Origin of the sequence: Streptomyces sp. CBMA156, from assembly GCF_014596515.1 — a bacterium.
Taxonomy (GTDB): domain Bacteria; phylum Actinomycetota; class Actinomycetes; order Streptomycetales; family Streptomycetaceae; genus Kitasatospora.
The window spans coordinates 1-16,200 of sequence record NZ_MSJQ01000332.1 but is presented as its reverse complement, the minus strand read 5'-3'; the positions used below and the strand labels follow the sequence as shown (position 1 = coordinate 16,200).

Here is a 16,200-nt window from a genome sequence, read left to right as displayed (position 1 = left end):
ACCGATGCCGGTCAGGCCCCGGCGGCGCCGTGGCGGCCGTCGCGACCCGGCACGGTGCTGGTCACCGGCGGCACCGGCGCGCTGGGCGCGGTGGTCGCCCGCTGGCTGGTCGACCGGGGCGTCACCGACCTGGTCCTCACCAGCCGGCGCGGCTCCCGCACCCCGGGCGCCGAGGAGCTGACCGCCGAACTCACGGCGGCCGGAGCCCGGGTGACGGTCGCCGCGTGCGACGCCGCCGACCGGGACGCGCTGGCGGCGACGCTGGCCGCCGTCCCGGCCGACCGTCCGCTGATCGGCGTCGTCCACGCCGCCGGGGTCGCCCAGTCGGCGATGCTCGCGCAGACCGGCGCCGAGGACATCGCGAGGATCACCGGCGGCAAGGTCGACGGCGCCGCCCACCTGGACGAGCTCACCGCGGCGGCCGACCTGGAGCTGTTCCTGGTGTTCTCCTCCATCGCGGCCACCTGGGGCAGCGGCGGGCAGGCCCTCTACGCGGCGGGCAACGCCTACCTGGACGCCCTGGCCAGGAACCGGCGCGACCGCGGTCTCGCCGGGACCTCGGTCGCCTGGGGCCCGTGGGCGGGCGGCGGGATGGCGGGCGACGGGGCGGAGGAGTTCCTGCGCCGCCGCGGACTGACGCCGCTGGACCCGCAGTTCGCGCTCTCGGCCCTCGCGGCGGCGGTGGACGGCGGCGCGGCCGCGCTGACCGTCGCCGACGTGGACTGGTCCCGCTTCGCGCCCGCCTTCACCTCGGGCCGGCCGAGCCCGCTGCTGGGCGACCTGCCCGAGGCCGCCGACGCCCTGGCCCCGTCCGGGCCGGCGCCGGCGGAGGACGGCGGAGCGGACGGCGGCGCACCGCGCGTCCGGCTGGCCGGGCTGGACGCCAAGGAGCGGACGGCCGTCCTGCTGGAGCTGATCAGGGACGTCCTGGTCGAGGTGCTCCGCTACTCCTCGGCCGAAGGCATCGACGAGACCAGGCCGTTCCGCGACCTGGGCTTCGACTCGCTCACGGCCGTCGAGTTCCGCAACCGGCTGGCCGGGGAGTGCGGGGTCCCGCTCCCGGCGACGATCGTCTTCGACCACCCGACCCCGGCCGCGCTGGCAGCCCACCTGCACAGCACCCTGCCGGGCGCCGAGTCGGGCACGGACGTCGAGCCGCTGCTCGGGATGCTCGACGGCCTGGAGGCGGCGATGGCCGTCAGCCCGCCCGACGAGCTGTCCCGCACCAGGGTCGCCGTGCGCCTCCAGGCCTTCCTGGCCCGCTGGGCCGCCGGGGCCCCGGCGGAGGAGGACACCATCGCCGACCTCCTCGACGCCGCGGACGACGAGGAACTGCTCAACCTGGTCCGGGAGGAGCTGGGCAACGGCGACCTGGACTGAGCGGCCCGGAGCCGTCCGGTGGCGGTGGCGGTGAGGGGGCGGTGGCCGGTTCGAACCGGCCACCGCCCCCGCACCGTCCCGTGACGCTCGCGGATACCGTGGGGCCATGATGCGTGCGTGGAAGCTGCCGCTGGTGCTCGTCCTCTGCGGTGCCGCCGTCGCGGGCGGCCAGGCCTTCGGCGGAAGTCCCGGAGCCGCCGTCCTGTACCTGCTGCTGTTCGCCGGGCTCGCGGGCGTGCACTCGCCCCTGGTCTTCCCGAAGTCACCCGGCGCACGGGAGGCGCAGCGCCGCAGCGCCGCCGACGGCCGACCGGTGGTGTACTGGCGCCCGGGCTGTCGGTACTGCCTGCGACTGCGCCTGCGCCTGGGGCGAACGGCCCGTCAGCTCCACTGGGTCGACATCTGGCGCGACCCGGAGGCGGCGGCGCTGGTACGGGCCGCGAACGGAGGCGACGAGACCGTGCCGACCGTCGTCGTGAACGGCCGGCCGCACACCAACCCCGACCCCGCCTGGGTGCGCGAACAGCTCCCCGCCGCCACCACCTGATGCGGCGACAGTCCGGTCCGCGGCGTTGCAGTCCGGTGACATGGAATGCGCAATTCCGTCGATCGTTCGTACTAATTTCGACGTGCACGCCGCCCCCGCCTCCCGGCCCTCGCCGGAGGGGGACGGGCAACGAGCGCCTCCGCACCCGTACTTCGTTCAGGAGAACCGCATGTCCCTCTCGACGATCCGCCGTACGACCGCTCGCCGTTCGCTGGTCGGGACCGTCCTGGCCGCGGCCCTGCTGGTACCCGCGGCCACGGCCTGCTCCTCCTCCGCGGACGCGCACGACACGGCCGCGCCCGCCACCACCACCCCGCCGGCCGCCACCGCACCCGGCACCCCGGCCGCGCCGCCCGCATCGCCCACCACGCCCGCCGCGCCCACCACTTCCGCCAAGAGCGGCGCGCCCGCCCCGGCCACCGCGCCCTCCAAGGGCGGCGTGACCACCCCGGCCGCCCCGCCCAAGGGGACGGCCGCGGGCCACTCCCCGACCCTGGTGGACGGCAGCACGGCGGAGATCCGCGACCTCGGCAACCAGAACTACAGCGCCAAGATCGTCAACAGCGGCCAGGTCCTCGCCACGCTGGAGACGAAGAACGAGGACGCCGGACTCAACGCCAACGGCATGTTCGTCGTGCTCTCCCTGGACGGCACCATCCACTCCTGGATGGGCGGCTCCCACTCCGGCCCGGGCACCGTCAAGCTGGCGGGCGGCTGGACGGCCAAGGTCACCAAGACCGGCGAACTCCACTACCGCGCCGAGATCCTGGGCATGAACAACGAGGTCTACGGCACGCTGGACGCCGACCAGCACGACTCCGGAGCCGCCGCCAACGGCGTCTACATCGTCCTCTCCGCCGGCGGCGAGATCAGCGCCCACGCCTGACCACCCCGGGCCACCAGCCTCCCCACGGCCACGCCCGCCCCCGCCCCCGCCGAGCACGGGGGCGGCGACCAGCCCCGCCGACCGCCGCCCGACCTGCCGGAGCCGACCGAGAGAGGCGAGGACCGATGCAGCGCGCTGATGCGGAGGGGATGCTGAGGTGGTGCACCGTGCAAGGCTTCCTGGCGGTGAGGGCCGTCGCGCGGTACGGGGTGTTCGAGGCGGAGGCGGTTGTTGCGGGCGTGGCGCCCGGGACGGAGGCGCTGGCGGAGTACCTGGCGGGGGTGGCGGACGTCTGTCGGCGGGTCAGGAACGCGTGGGCGGGTGGGGCCCGGGCGGAGGCGGCTTTGGTGACCGGGTTTCGGGAGACGGACTCGATCGGGCAGCGTTGGCTGCTGGCCACCTGCCGCGAGTACGGAGGAGCGGACGGGCACCGGGCGCTGCTGGCGGCGGCGCGGAGTATGAAGGCGGGCCGCTCGGGCAGGCGTCGGCGTCATGCGGCGTCGGTGCGGTGGTGCGAGGACATGCACGACGCCGGGTTCGCCGACATTCACGAGCTGGTCTCGCGCCACGCGCCGGGCGATCTGCCGGAGGAGACCCGGAGACAGGTCGAGGAGATCGCTGACGCCTGCCACCGGATCCCGTGCCCGGCGGCCATCCTGGCGCCGGCGCGGCCGGTGCTGGCTCCTCGGTGGCTGGCGGAGAGTTGGTTCTCGACGTCGCGGATCGGCCGGTCCTGGGTGCGGGAGCGGTCGGCAGGGTTGCCGTACCGGGTGCCGCGGTCGATCCGGCGGACGCTGGAACTTCCGGAGGACGCGGGCGATCCGTTGAGCCTGGCCGATGCCCGTGAACTGGTGTGGGCGTGCGCGGACGACGGTCTCGGGGAAATCGGAGGCGTGGCCTGGGGGCAGGTGCGCGGTGAGCGGCCGCTGGCGGCGAACGGCTGGCCTGAGGGGGCGGTGGAGTCGGAGTACGTGGTGTCGGTGGTATCGGTCATTTACCGTGTGCGGTTGTTGTGTTCGCGGCGTTCGGCTGGTTCGCGCCTGTCCGAGGTGGAGGTGATGGCGCGGGTGTGGGCGTCGGCGGACGCGTACGGGCGGCACTGGTTGACGCGCCGCTGTCGGATGGCTGTGGGGGGTCGGGCTGCGGGGTCGGTGAGTCGGTTGGCGGAGGAGTACGGGCCGGCGGTGCCGTCGGAGGACGTGTTGACAGCGGCGGGGCGGGGGTCGGTCGCGCAGTGGTGTGAGGACATCGTGCTGGCCGGGTTGGTGGACATCCGGGGTCTTGCCTCGGTCTCGGATGGCCCGGTGGACTGGGAGCGGATCACCGACATCCTCGGGGTTTGCTACGTGGTGCCCTTCCCGCGTCCGGATCGTCGGGCCGTGTCCGTTCTTCGGTATCCGGGGCGGCTTGCGGGTGGTTGGTCCAGGACGACGCCCGCTGGCCGGGCTTGGGCGCGGGAGCGGTCGGCCCGGCTGCCGTACCGGGTGCCGCGGTCGATCCGGCGGACGCTGGAGCTGCCGGACCATGGGGGCTGATCCGATGGACCGGTCCCTGGCTCGCCGGTTGATGGTGGAGTGTGGGAACGGGGGGTTGATCGAGCTGCGTTCGGTGGCCTGGGATTGCCTGCGTGAGGAGGAACCGAGCGCGTCGTCCGACTGGCCCGGTGGTGAGTTGGTGGCGGCTGAGTACGCGGTGTCGGTGGCGTCCGCTGCTCTCCAAGTGCGTTGGCTGTGTTCGCGTCGGTCGGGTCGGTGGCGTCCGTCCGCGCGTGAGGTGCTGGGCCGGGTGTGGGCGTCGGCGGATGAGTACGGGCGGCTCTGGATGGCGCGGTGTTTCCGAAATGCCGGACGGGCAGAGGCGGTTGAGGCTGTCCGGGAGTTGGCGGCGGAGTACGGGCCGTCGGTGCCGACGGTGGATGTGGCGTCCGGCTCGGGGCGGGGGTCGGTCGCGGGGTGGTGTGAGGACATCGTGCTGGCCGGGTTGGCGGACATTCGGGGCCTTGCCTCGGCGTCGGATGGCCCGGTGGACTGGCGGTTGATCGCCGATATCGCGGGCGCCTGCCACCGGATGCCCTTCCAGCCCGCGAACCTGGCTGTGGTTCCGTCGCTTCAGTTTCCACCCGAGATCGCGGATGGTTGGACGAGGGATCGTCCGGCTGGGCGGGCCTGGGTGCGGGAGCGGTCGGCGGGGTTGCCGTACCGGGTGCCGCGTTCGGTGCGGCGGACGCTGGATCAGCCGGAGCCGGCGGATCTGGGTGATCCGTTGAGTCTGGCCGATGCCCGCGCCCTGGTGTGGGCGTGTGCGGACGACGGTCTGATCGAGATCGGATTCGTGGCCTTGGGTCACCTGACCGGTGAGTGGCCGCGCTCGGCGGCCGAGTGGCCCAAGGACCTGGTGGAGTCGGAGTACGTGGTGTCGGTGGCGTCCGTCATTCACCATGTGCGGCTGCTGTGTTCGCGGCGTTCGGCTGGTTCGCGCCTGTCCGAGGTGGAGGTGATGGCGCGGGTGTGGGCGTCGGCGGACGTGTACGGGCGGCACTGGTTGACGCGCCGCTGTCGGATGGCTGTGGGGGGTCGGGCTGCGGGGTCGGTGAGTCGGTTGGCGGAGGAGTACGGGCCGGCGGTGCCGTCGGAGGACGCGTTGACAGCGGCGGGGCGGGGGTCGGTCGTGCGGTGGTGTGAGGACATCGTGCTGGCCGGGTTGGCGGACATGCGTCGTCTCGCGTCGGTGTCGGATGGCCCGGTGGACTGGGAGCGGATCACCGACATCCTCGGGGTTTGCTACGTGGTGCCCTTCCCGCGTCCGAATCGTCCGGCAGTGTCCGCCTGCCGCTATCCGAGGCGGATTGCCGGTGATTGGTCCAAAACAGCGCCTGGCGGCCGGGATTGGGTGCGGGAGCGGTCGGTGGGGTTGCCGTACCGGGTGCCGCGCTCGATCCGGCGGACGCTGGAGGTGCCGGACCGTGAAGGGTGACGCGCTGGACGGGCTATCGCTCTATCGCCTGGTCAGGGAGCTCGGGCGTGAGGGGCCGGTCGAGCTGCGGTCCGTGGCGTGGGACGGGCTGCGCGGTGAGTCTCCGGGTGCGGCGTCCGACTGGCCAGGTGAGCTGGTGGCGGGGGAGTACGCGGCGTCGGTTGCGGCTGTGAGTCACCACGTGTTGGTGCTGTGTTCCCGGTACACGGGGCGTCGGTGTCGGTCCGACCGGGAGTTGCTGGGTCGGGTGTGGGCGGCTGCGGATGAGTACGGGCGGCATTGGATCGCTCGGTGCGCGCGGCGGGCCTATCGGGGTGAGGCGGTCGAGCCGGTGCGGCGGTTGGCGCTGCGGTATCCGGCGTCGATGCATCCGGGGGAGGTGGCGCCGAGGTCGGGGCGGGGGTCGGTGGGGCGCTGGTGCGATGACATCGTGCGGGCCGGGATGGTGGACATCGGGCGGATCGCTTCGGCGCCTGACGGTCCGGTGGACTGGCGGCTGATCGCCGACATCGCGGGGGCCTGTCATCGGATTCCCGGGTTGTTCTCGGACTTCCCGCGGCTGACCGCTTTCCGGTTCGCGGCCCGGATCGCGGATGGTTGGACGAGGGATCGTCCGGCTGGGCGGGTTTGGGTGCGGGAGCGTTCCGCGAAGTTGCCGTACTGGGTGCCGCGTTCGGTGCGGCGGACGCTGGAGCTGCCGGAGCGGGCGGATCTGGGTGATCCGTTGAGCCTGGCCGATGCCCGCGCCCTGGTGAGGGTGTGCGCGGAAGAAGGAGTGGAGCGGGTCGACTCCGTGGCTCGGAGTCAGGTGTCGGGATTCCGGCCGCCTTCGGCGAACCTGTGGCCCGAGAACCTGGTGGAGTCGGAGTACGTGGTGTCGGTGGCGTCCGTCACGCATCAGGTGCGGTTGTTGTGCTCCCGGGGGCCGGGTGGTTCGCGGATGTCCGAGTTCGAGGTGATGGCGCGGGTGTGGGCGTCGGCGGACGAGTACGGGCGGCACTGGCTGACGTTCTGCTGTTGGGAGGCTGCGGGGGGTCTGGCTCCTGGGGCGGTGAGTCGGCTGGCCGAGGAGTACGGTCCGGCGGTGCCGTCGGAGGAGGTGTCGACGGGTCCGGGGCGAAGGCCAGTGGCGCGCTGGTGTGAGGACATCGTGCTGGCCGCGTTGGTGGATGCGCGTCGTCTCGCCTCGGTGGCGGACGGGCCGGTGGAATGGCAGCGGATCGCCGACATCCTGGGCGTCTGTTCCAAGGTGGCCTTCCCTCCGCCGGATCGTCGGGCGCTGACCGCCTTCCGGTATCCGGGGCGCCTTGCCGGCAGGTGGCCCATGACGACGCCCGCCGGCTGGGAATGGGCGCGGGAGCGGTCGGTGGGGTTGCCGTACCGGGTGCCGCGGTCGATCCGGCGGACGCTGGAGAAGACCGGACCGTGAAGACCGTGAAGGGTGACGGGTTGGACGGGTTCTCGGCGTACGTCCTGGTCAGGGAGCTCGGGCGGGAGGGGCCGGTCGAGTTGCGGTCCGTGGCGTGGGACGGGCTGCGCGGCGAGTCGCCTGAGGCGGCGTCCGACTGGGCGGGCGAACTGGTGGCGGGGGAGTACGCGGCGTCGGTTGCGGCTGTGAGTCACCACGTGTTGGTGCTGTGTTCCCGGTACACGGGGCGTCGGTGTCGGTCCGACCGGGAGTTGCTGGGTCGGGTGTGGGCGGCTGCGGATGAGTACGGGCGGCATTGGATCGCTCGGTGCGCGCGGCGGGCCTATCGGGGTGAGGCGGTCGAGCCGGTGCGGCGGTTGGCGCTGCGGTATCCGGCGTCGATGCATCCGGGGGAGGTGGCGCCGAGGTCGGGGCGGGGGTCGGTGGGGCGCTGGTGCGATGACATCGTGCGGGCCGGGATGGTGGACATCGGGCGGATCGCTTCGGCGCCTGACGGTCCGGTGGACTGGCGGCTGATCGCCGACATCGCGGGGGCCTGTCATCGGATTCCCGGGTTGTTCTCGGACTTCCCGCGGCTGACCGCTTTCCGGTTCGCGGCCCGGATCGCGGATGGTTGGACGAGGGATCGTCCGGCTGGGCGGGTTTGGGTGCGGGAGCGTTCCGCGAAGTTGCCGTACCGCGTGCCGCGTTCGGTGCGGAGGACGCTGGAGCTGCCGGAGCCGGCGGATCTGGGTGATCCGTTGAGTCTGGCCGATGCCCGCGCCCTGGTGAGGGTGTGCGCGGAAGAAGGGTTGGGGGAGATCGGCTCCGTGGCCTGGGGGCAGGTGAGGGGCGAGCGGCCGCTGGCGGCAGACCACTGGCCTGACGGGGTGGTGGAGTCGGAGTACGTGGTGTCGGTGGCGTCCGTCACGCATCAGGTGCGGTTGCTGTGCTCAAGGGGGCCGGGTGGTTCGCGGATGTCCGAGTTTGAGGTGATGGCGCGGGTGTGGGCGTCGGCGGACGCGTATGGGCGGCACTGGCTGGCGTTCTGCGGTTGGATGGCTGTGGGAGGGCTGGCTGCGGGGTCGGTGAGTCGGCTGGCGGAGGAGTACGGGCCGGCGGTTCCGTCGGAGGAGGTAGTGACGGGGCCGGGGCGGGGGTCGGTCGTGCGGTGGTGTGAGGACATCGTGCTGGCCGGGTTGGCGGACATGCGTCGTCTCGCCTCGGTGCCGGATGGCCCGGTGGACTGGGAGCGGATCACCGACATCCTCGGCGTTTGCTACGTGGTGCCGTTCCCGCGTCCGGACCGTCGAGCCGTGTCCGTTCTTCGGTATCCGGGGCGGATTGCGGGTGGCTGGTCCAGGACGACGCCCGCTGGCTGGGAATGGGCGCGGGAGCGGTCGGCTGGGTTGCCGTACCGGGTGCCGCGCTCGATCCGGCGGGCGCTGGAGAAGGCCGGGCCCGAGGACGGCGGCCAGGAGGACGGGACGCCCGCGCGTTCCGGATGACCGCCCGGGAGTTGACGGCCGCCTGAGCGGCGCGTGGGCACGTGGACGTGCCGGAGGGCGGAACCACCGAGCCGCTCGGTGATACCGCCCTCAGCCGACGCTCGGCGCTCTTCACACAGGGACGTCGAGGTCAGGTCTCAGCGGACCTCGGCCACCAGGGGCCCGTACCGCGCCTTGATGTCCGCCTCCGCCGTCTGCCACTGCGGGGTCTCGACCACCACGCCGGCGCCGTTGGGGGCGATCGTCAGCCCGTTGATCGCCACGCCCTTGGCCTGCCATTCCGTGGTGTCCGCCTTGATCCGGTCCACGAGTGCCCGGAGCTGGTTATCGGAGGCCTGCACGTCGGCGAACGTCACCTTCAGCAGGGGCCAGCCGGCCGCCATGCGGGTCACGGTGGCGTCCAGGTCGCTGCCGGGGACCCGCATCACATAGACCGTGTTCGTGCGGGCGGAGACGCAGACGCCGGAGTAGTGGTCGGGGTAGTTCGTCATCGCCATGCCCCCGATGGACCGGCCCGCTCCCATCAGATCGGCCTGCGGATTTTCCGAGGACGAGGCCGACGGCGAGAGCTCGTGCGTGGGCCGGTTCGAGGACGAGCCCGAGGACGAGCCCGAGGACGAGCCCGAGGACGAGCCCGAGGACGTGGGCCCGTTCGACGACGAGCCCGAGGACGTGGGCCAGGAGGAGGACGAGCCCGAGAACAGCGGCAGGCCCGACGGGACGCCGGTTGACGAGGGGGAACCGGAGGACAACGGGTCAGGCGTCGGGACTCCGGACGAGGCCGAGTCCGACGAAGCCTCGCCCGATGGCGGCATCCCCGACGAGGACCCCCCAGCGGCATCCTCGACGAAGCCCCCCCCGACGAGACTCCCCCCCGACGAGGACCCCCCCGACGAGGACCCCCCCGGCGAAGGCTGGGTGACCACGCGCGAGTGCCAGCCCGGCGTCCCCATCGACGAGGGCCCCTGCTCACAACCCCAGATCACGACCGTCGGTCCAGGACCGGTCGCCCCCGGGGTCGGACTCGGCAGACCCATGCCCACCCCCGCCGCTCCCGTACGCCCCGGCCCGGCGCCGCTGCCGACCTGGGTCAGCAGGCCCGCCCCGACGGCCAGCACCGCCACCGCCGTCGCCCCCCGTACGGCCGCCTGTCGCCGGACCCGTCGTCGTCCGGCCGCGCGCAGCTCGGCCAGCGGCGGGCTGCCGCCGATGCCCGCCGCGTGCGCACCGAGCCGGGTGACCAGTTCCTCCTCGAACCTGTCCTCAGCGCTCATGCCCCACCAACTCCCTCACCGGTTCGATTTCCTGTCGAAGCGCCTTGATCCCGCGCGCCAGGTGGGTCTTCGCCGTGGGCACCGAGCACCCCAGCTCCTCCGCCACCTGCGCGACCGGCAGGTCCAGGTAGTAGCGCAGCACGACGGCCGCCCGCTGCCGTCGCGGCAGCCCGGCCAGCGCCGCCGCCAGCTGGTCGTCCCGCTCGGCCTCCTGGACCGCCGGCCCGTCCGGCAGCGCGGAGGTGAGCACCTCGCGTCTGGTCCGGCGCCACCGCGAGACGTGGGTGCGGACCATCGTCGTGCGGACGTACCCCTCGGTGGCCCCCTCGTCCCGGATCGTCGAGCGTCTCGGGTACACCTGGGCCAAGGCGTCGTGCAGCAGGTCCCGGGCGTCGTGGACGTTCCCCGTGATCAGGTACGCCCCGCGCAGCAGAGACTGGTACCGCGCCGCGACGAACTCGTCGAAAGGGTCGGATCCGGAGCCCCCGGGACGGATCGATTCGCGCTTCATACTCACCAGGACGTCACAGCGGCCGAAAACGGATGACAACGGACCATACCTATTTTCGCCAGGGGCTTTCGGCTGCCGCCGGCCCGTCCCGGCCGGCCGACGGCCTCTGGTGTTTCGGCGCCGCGTCACTAACATGAGTTCTCCTCGCGTTTCTCGTCAGGAGGCTGTCATGCCGGACCGCTTCGACCTCCCGGCGGACTTCCGCTGGGGCGCCGCCACCGCCGCCTACCAGATCGAGGGGGCGGTGGAGGAGGACGGCCGCGGCCCGTCCGTCTGGGACGTCTTCGCCGCCCGCCCCGGCGCCGTCCGCGACGGCCACACGGGCGCGGTGGCCTGCGACCACTACCACCGGTATCCCGAGGACATCGCGCTGATGCGCGGGCTCGGCCTCGACGGCTACCGCTTCTCCGTCTCCTGGCCCCGGGTGCTGCCCACCGGCGCCGGCGCGGTCAACGGGGCCGGGCTCGCCTTCTACGACCGGCTCGTGGACGCGCTGCTGGACGCCGGCATCACCCCGCTGCCCACCCTCTTCCACTGGGACCTCCCGCAGGCCCTGGAGGACGAGGGAGGCTGGCTCAACCGCGACACCGCGTACCGCTTCGCCGAGTACGCCACCGTCATGGCCGACCGCCTCGGTGACCGCGTCCCCGCCTGGATCACCCTCAACGAGCCCTTCGTCCACACCGTGTACGGCTACGCCCTGGGCACCCACGCCCCCGGCCGCACCCTGATGTTCGAGGCCCTCCCGGCCGCCCACCACCAGCTCCTCGCCCACGGCCTGGCCGCCTCGGTCCTCCACGACCGCGGCCTGCTGGCGATGCTCTCCAACAACCTCACCCCCGTCGAGCCGGCCTCCCCCTCGGCCGAGGACACCGCCGCCGCCGAGGCCTATGACGCCCTGCACAACCGGCTGTTCACCGACCCGGTCCTCCTCGGCCGCTACCCCGACCTCTCCGCCCTCGGCGTCCCCGACGACATCTTCGGCGCCGTCCACCCGGGCGACATCGACCTCATCCACACCCCCGGCCTCGACGGCCTCGGCCTCAACTTCTACAACCCCACCCGCGTCGCCGCCCCCACCGGACCCGGCCTCCCCTTCGACCTCGTCGACATCCCCGACGTCCCCCACACCGCCTTCGGCTGGCCCGTCGTGCCCGAGGCCCTCCACCGACTCCTCCTCAACCTCAGGGACTTGTACGGCAAGGCCCTCCCGCCCATCACCATCACCGAGAACGGCTGCTCCGTCACCGAGGACACCGTCCCCGACCGGCCCCGCATCGACTTCATGGCCGCCCACCTCGACGCCCTCGCCCGGGCCGTCGCCGACGGCGTCGACATCCGCGGCTACTACACCTGGTCCCTGCTCGACAACTTCGAGTGGGCGGAGGGGCTGTTCAGCCAGCGCTTCGGCCTCGTCCACGTCGACTTCGCGACCCAGCGGCGCACCCCGAAGGCCTCGTACGCCTGGTACCGCGACCTGATCGCCGCCCACCGGGCCCGCTCGCTCCCGCACTGACAGCGGTCCGAGGCCGCCCGTCGCCGCCGCCGGGCGGTACGCGGACGCCCCCGGCCGGGTGACCACGTGGACCTCCGCGGGCGTTCCGCTGCCTCCGGCATCAGTATCCTGGTGCCCGACGGAGGGGAGGGGCGTCGTTGCGCAGGGTGCCGCCGGAGATGTTCCGGTTCACGACGGGGGAGAAGGCCGAGCTCTACGGTGCGATCCTCCAGGCCTTCGGCGCCGCCAACGAGCGGTTGGAGACCGCGCTCGGGCTGGACGAGGTCAGGGCCCGGCTGCGGACGGTCGGCTGGCTCGACGCGATCCACGACGACGACCTGCGGGAAGCACTGCTGAAGCTCAGGGAGTGGCAGCTGCTGGACGTCGTCCAGAACCACGCGGAGAACTACCGCACCGCCGAGGAGTACGAGCGCCGCAACCTCCAGTACTCGCTGACCAGGCGCGGCGAGGCCGCGTTCGCCGGGGTCGAGCACGCGCTCGCCGTGCTGGCCTCGACCGGGGCGCTCCAGACGGCGGTGCTGGAGGCGATCACGGACCGGCTCGACGAGCTGTACGTCCTGCTGGGGGACTCCGCGTCCTCGGACCGCCGGGTCTTCAGCACGCTCCAGGAGCTGGAGGGCCACCTGGAGGCGCTGCTCTCCAACACCAAGGCGTTCAACGGCGAGTTGCAGCGCCTGCTGCGCGCCGAGGGCGCGGACCTGGCGACCTTCCGGGAGGTGAAGGCCGCGACGGTGGCCTATCTCCAGGAGTTCCTCGTCAACCTCGACCAGCGGGGGCAGACGGTCGCCTCCGCCGTGGAGCGGGTCGAGGAGCGCGGGGTGGGCCTGCTGCACGAGCGGGCGGTGCGGGGCGCCGAGCTGCCGCCGGTCGCGGACGGCGATCCGGCGCCGGCCTGGCTGGAGCGGCGCCGGGCGCGCTGGGAGGGGCTCCGGGCCTGGTTCCGGCCCGTGGACGGGTCGCGGCCCCGGGTGGAGCAGCTGCACGACGTGGCGCGGCGGGCGATCGTGACGCTCCTCCAGGTCCTCGACCGGATCACCGAGTCACGGCGCCGCTCCTCCGGCGCCGTCCAGGACTTCCGGGAACTGGCCCGCTGGTTCGCCGCGGCGCCCACCGAGGACGACCTGCACCGTCTCTGGTCGGCCGCCTTCGGCCTCGGCCCGGCGCGCCACGCCCATCTCGCCCACCCCGACCAGGAGTTGGTGCCCTCCTCGGGCACCTGGGCGGAGGCCCCGCCGGTGGAGGTGTCCGCCCTGCTGCGCGCCAGCGGCCGCACCGAGCGGTTCACGCGCACCGGCAGGGTGCGCGACATCGGCGGGATCAAGGCGGCCCGTGCCGAGCTGGCCCGCAAGGAGCGTGCCGAACTCGACGCCGCCTGGGACGTCCTGGGCACCGACGGCCCCGTGCGGCTCTCCGGCTTCGGCACGCTGGACCACGCCGTCTTCGAGCGGCTGCTCGACCTCCTCGGCAGGGCGCTGGCCGTACGGCCGGACGGCAGCGGAGCGCGTCGGGCGGTCACCTCGGACGGCCGGGTCGAGGTGGTCCTGCGGCCGCTGCCCGATGCCGGGCGGGCTGTCCTGTGGACGTCCAGGGGGCGGCTGGAGGGGCCCGACTTCCTGGTGGAGATCCGCGGCCCGGGCGCCTCGCGGGCGAGCACCCGCGAGGGGTCCGGATGAGCGGGCGGAGCGCGGTCACCCTCGGGAGGGACACATGAGCACGCTCGCGAACCAGCTGGTCCTGGCCGAGCGGCAGGACGTCGCCCGCGGTGTCAGGCTGCTCCTCGGCCGGCCGCTGATCACCGAGCGCGGCGACCCGTCGGCCTTCGAGCTGGTCCGCCGCCGGCAGGGGCCGCTGACCAAGTGGTTCGACTACAACTGCGGCTGGCAGCTGGTGGTGGAGCCGCGCCTGGGGTACGCGCGGCTGTTCAAGATCCGGGCCGTCCCCCACACCTCGCGCCCCGCCCGGCGGCTGCGGTCCGGCAGGGCGCCGTTCGACCGCCGCCGCTACACCCTGCTGTGCGTGGTCGCGGCCGAGCTGCTCCCCGTCCCGGTGACGACGGTCGGCCTGATCGCCGACCGGGTGGTCCAGGCCTGTGCCGCCGACGAGGCGCTGCCGCCCTTCGACACGGCGGGCAGGTCCGAGCGGATGGCCTTCGTGGACGTGCTCAAACTCCTGGAGGCCTACGGGGCGCTCCTCACGGTGGACGGCGTCACGGAGAGCTTCGTCGACTCGGCGGAGGCCAAGGTGCTCTACCGCGTGGACGCCACCGTGCTGATGCGCCTGCTCGCCGCGCCCGTCGGCCCGTCCCGGCTGGCCGTACCGGCGGAGGACGTACCGCTGCGCTTCGGGGAACTCCTGGAGGGTACGGTGCGCGAGAGCCGGTACGGCGGCGCCGACGCCTCCGACGCGCAGCGCAACCTCGGACTGCGGCACTCGGTGCTGCGCCGGCTCCTCGACGACCCCGTCCTCCACCACGACGAGCTCCGCGCCGACGAACTGGCCTACCTCACCTCCCCGACCGGGCGCCAGATCGTGCGGCGCGCCGCCGAGCAGGGCGGTTTCGTGCTGGAGGAACGGGCGGACGGTCTGCTGCTCGTCGACCCGGACGGGATCGCCACCGACAGCCGCTTCCCGGACGACTCCGCGACGGCCCGGGTCGCCGCCCTGCTCCTGCTGGACCCGCTGACGGCCGCCCCCGGCGGGCTGACACCGGAACAGCTCGCCGTGGAGGCGAACGGACTCCTGCGGCGCTTCCCGCAGTGGGCGAAGGGCTACCAGTCGGAGGACGGCGCCCAGCGCCTCACGGCCGACGCCGTCCGGGTCCTCACCGACTTCGGCCTGGCCGGCCGGGCCGGCGACCGTACCGTTGCCCGGCCCGCGGCGTTCCGGTACCGGAGCAGCCTGACCGCCGCGACCGCCGCGACCGCCGCGACCGCCGGTCCCACCACCTGACCAGGGAGGACTTCCGATGACCGTGACACACCTTCCGCGGCCCTCCGCGCTCCGGACGCCAGGGGCGACGGCGCGCTGGCAGCCCTCCAGGGCCGGCATCCTCAACGTCTGGCGCTACTACGACGAGACCTTCACCTTCCACGAGGGCCGACTGCTCCTGCGGGGGCAGAACGGCACCGGAAAGTCCAAGGCGCTGGAGGTGCTGCTGCCGTTCCTGCTCGACGCCAGCCTGCGCCCCAGCCGGCTGTCCACCTTCGGCGGCTCCGAGCGCACCATGCACTGGAACCTGATGGGCGAGGGCACCTCGGGCAAGACCCGGGTCGGCTACGTCTGGCTGGAGTTCGTCCGCGACGGCGACGGCGCAGGTGACGGAGCCGCCGCGGGCGATCCCGTCCGGTTCACCTGCGGCGCCAGACTCCAGGCCAGCGTGCACACCACCGGCGTCACCGCCGACTACTTCACCACCGGCGCGCGGATCGACCGCCCCGGCGGCCTCGCCCTGGTCAACGAGGCCGGCCAGCCGCTCACCCGCGCGGCCCTGGCCGAAGCCCTGCAGGGCCGGGGCGAGCTGCACGGATCGTCGGCCGACTACCGCAACACCGTCCGCGGCACGCTCTTTCCGGGACTGAGCGAGCAGCGCTACGACGCCCTGATCACCGCCCTGCTCCAGCTCCGCACCCCCAAGCTGTCCGAGCGCCTGGACCCGTCGCTGCTCTCCGCCCTGCTCTCCCGGGCCCTGCCGCCGCTCGGCCAGGGCGAGATCACCGAACTGGCCGAAGGCTTCGAACGCCTCGACCGCCAGCGCGAACACCTGAAGACCCTGGACGACGAAGTGGCCGCGGCCACCGCCGTCGCCCACCAGCAGCGCGGTTACGCCCAGCGCGTTCTGCGGGCCGGGGCCGCCGCGCTCATCTCCGCGACCACCGAGATGGACAACCTCACCCGCATCGCCCGGGAGAGCGAGGAGGAGCACGCCGAAGCCCTGCGCGAGCGCGAGGCGAGCACCCGCGCGAAGGACGAGCTCGGACACCGGGTCCAGGAGATCGACGGCGCCATCGAGGGGCTGCTCGGCTCCGAGGTCTACCAGCAGGGCCAGGAACTCGACCAGCTCCGCCGCAGGGCCGAGCAGGCCGCCGGGACCGCCGCCCGGCTGCGCGCCGCCGCCGACCGGAAGGCCGGTGCGGCCGCCGAGGACGCCGAGCGGGCCGACGAGGCGCGGCTGCGCGCCGACCAGCGGGCGGAGCACAC

General features: G+C 73.4%; 13 protein-coding genes and 1 pseudogene. 11 read left to right on the top strand and 3 right to left on the bottom strand.

All coding sequences use genetic code 11. The annotated features are described in order from the left end of the window. From BU198_RS28935 to BU198_RS28915, 5 genes are all read left to right on the top strand, one after another. Window positions 1-1,380, top strand: a 1,380-nt coding sequence (locus BU198_RS28935) for a type I polyketide synthase (RefSeq protein ID WP_188299805.1), incomplete at its 5' end; no start/stop codon positions are given. A 106-nt stretch (window positions 1,381-1,486) separates the two neighbouring features. Next, complete coding sequence (locus tag BU198_RS28930; protein ID WP_188299804.1) at window positions 1,487-1,927, top strand: glutaredoxin domain-containing protein; 441 nt, start codon at window positions 1,487-1,489, stop codon at window positions 1,925-1,927. A 169-nt stretch (window positions 1,928-2,096) separates the two neighbouring features. Then, window positions 2,097-2,813 carry a hypothetical protein gene (locus BU198_RS28925; RefSeq protein WP_188299803.1) on the top strand — a complete coding sequence of 239 codons (717 nt, stop codon included), beginning with the start codon at window positions 2,097-2,099 and terminating at the stop codon, window positions 2,811-2,813. 167 nt (window positions 2,814-2,980) lie between these two features. Next, window positions 2,981-4,348: a hypothetical protein gene (locus BU198_RS28920; protein WP_188295805.1), complete on the top strand. Its 1,368-nt coding sequence runs from the start codon at window positions 2,981-2,983 to the stop codon at window positions 4,346-4,348. Window positions 4,349-4,403: 55 nt separating this feature from the next. Continuing rightward, entirely contained in the window at window positions 4,404-5,786 is a 1,383-nt protein-coding gene (locus BU198_RS28915) for a hypothetical protein (RefSeq protein WP_188295804.1), read from the top strand. A 306-nt stretch (window positions 5,787-6,092) separates the two neighbouring features. On the opposite strand, the gene BU198_RS43495 is transcribed toward BU198_RS28915, so the two are convergent. Next, the gene (locus BU198_RS43495; protein ID WP_262987005.1) at window positions 6,093-6,215 is read right to left on the bottom strand and encodes a hypothetical protein; all 123 of its coding nucleotides are present in this window, start codon (window positions 6,213-6,215) and stop codon (window positions 6,093-6,095) included. Between the two features lie 13 nt (window positions 6,216-6,228). Between BU198_RS43495 and BU198_RS28910 the strand changes: the two genes are divergently transcribed. Next, window positions 6,229-7,215, top strand: a complete 987-nt coding sequence (locus tag BU198_RS28910) for a hypothetical protein (protein WP_188295803.1) — start codon at window positions 6,229-6,231, stop codon at window positions 7,213-7,215. Then, the gene (locus BU198_RS28905; RefSeq protein ID WP_188295802.1) at window positions 7,212-8,702 is read left to right on the top strand and encodes a hypothetical protein; all 1,491 of its coding nucleotides are present in this window, start codon (window positions 7,212-7,214) and stop codon (window positions 8,700-8,702) included. The genes BU198_RS28910 and BU198_RS28905 overlap by 4 nt, the downstream gene beginning before the upstream one ends. Window positions 8,703-8,839: 137 nt before the next feature. On the opposite strand, the gene BU198_RS28900 is transcribed toward BU198_RS28905, so the two are convergent. Next, on the bottom strand, window positions 8,840-9,199 hold the full coding sequence (locus BU198_RS28900) for a hypothetical protein (RefSeq protein WP_188295801.1): 360 nt from the start codon (window positions 9,197-9,199) through the stop codon (window positions 8,840-8,842). A 766-nt stretch (window positions 9,200-9,965) separates the two neighbouring features. Beyond that, a complete protein-coding gene (locus tag BU198_RS28895) occupies window positions 9,966-10,487 on the bottom strand; it encodes a SigE family RNA polymerase sigma factor (RefSeq protein WP_188299802.1) in 522 nt (173 codons plus the stop codon). A 169-nt stretch (window positions 10,488-10,656) separates the two neighbouring features. On the opposite strand from BU198_RS28895, the gene BU198_RS28890 reads away from it, so the two are divergent. From BU198_RS28890 to BU198_RS28875, 4 genes and pseudogenes are all read left to right on the top strand, one after another. Continuing rightward, window positions 10,657-12,003: a GH1 family beta-glucosidase gene (locus BU198_RS28890; RefSeq protein WP_188299801.1), complete on the top strand. Its 1,347-nt coding sequence runs from the start codon at window positions 10,657-10,659 to the stop codon at window positions 12,001-12,003. Between the two features lie 158 nt (window positions 12,004-12,161). Then, the gene (locus tag BU198_RS28885) at window positions 12,162-13,676 is read left to right on the top strand and encodes a TIGR02677 family protein (RefSeq protein WP_188299800.1); all 1,515 of its coding nucleotides are present in this window, start codon (window positions 12,162-12,164) and stop codon (window positions 13,674-13,676) included. A gap of 34 nt (window positions 13,677-13,710) precedes the next feature. After that, the gene (locus tag BU198_RS28880) at window positions 13,711-14,952 is read left to right on the top strand and encodes a TIGR02678 family protein (RefSeq protein WP_188299799.1); all 1,242 of its coding nucleotides are present in this window, start codon (window positions 13,711-13,713) and stop codon (window positions 14,950-14,952) included. A 16-nt stretch (window positions 14,953-14,968) separates the two neighbouring features. Further along, window positions 14,969-16,200 (top strand): annotated as a pseudogene (locus tag BU198_RS28875) (TIGR02680 family protein); the annotation flags it as partial.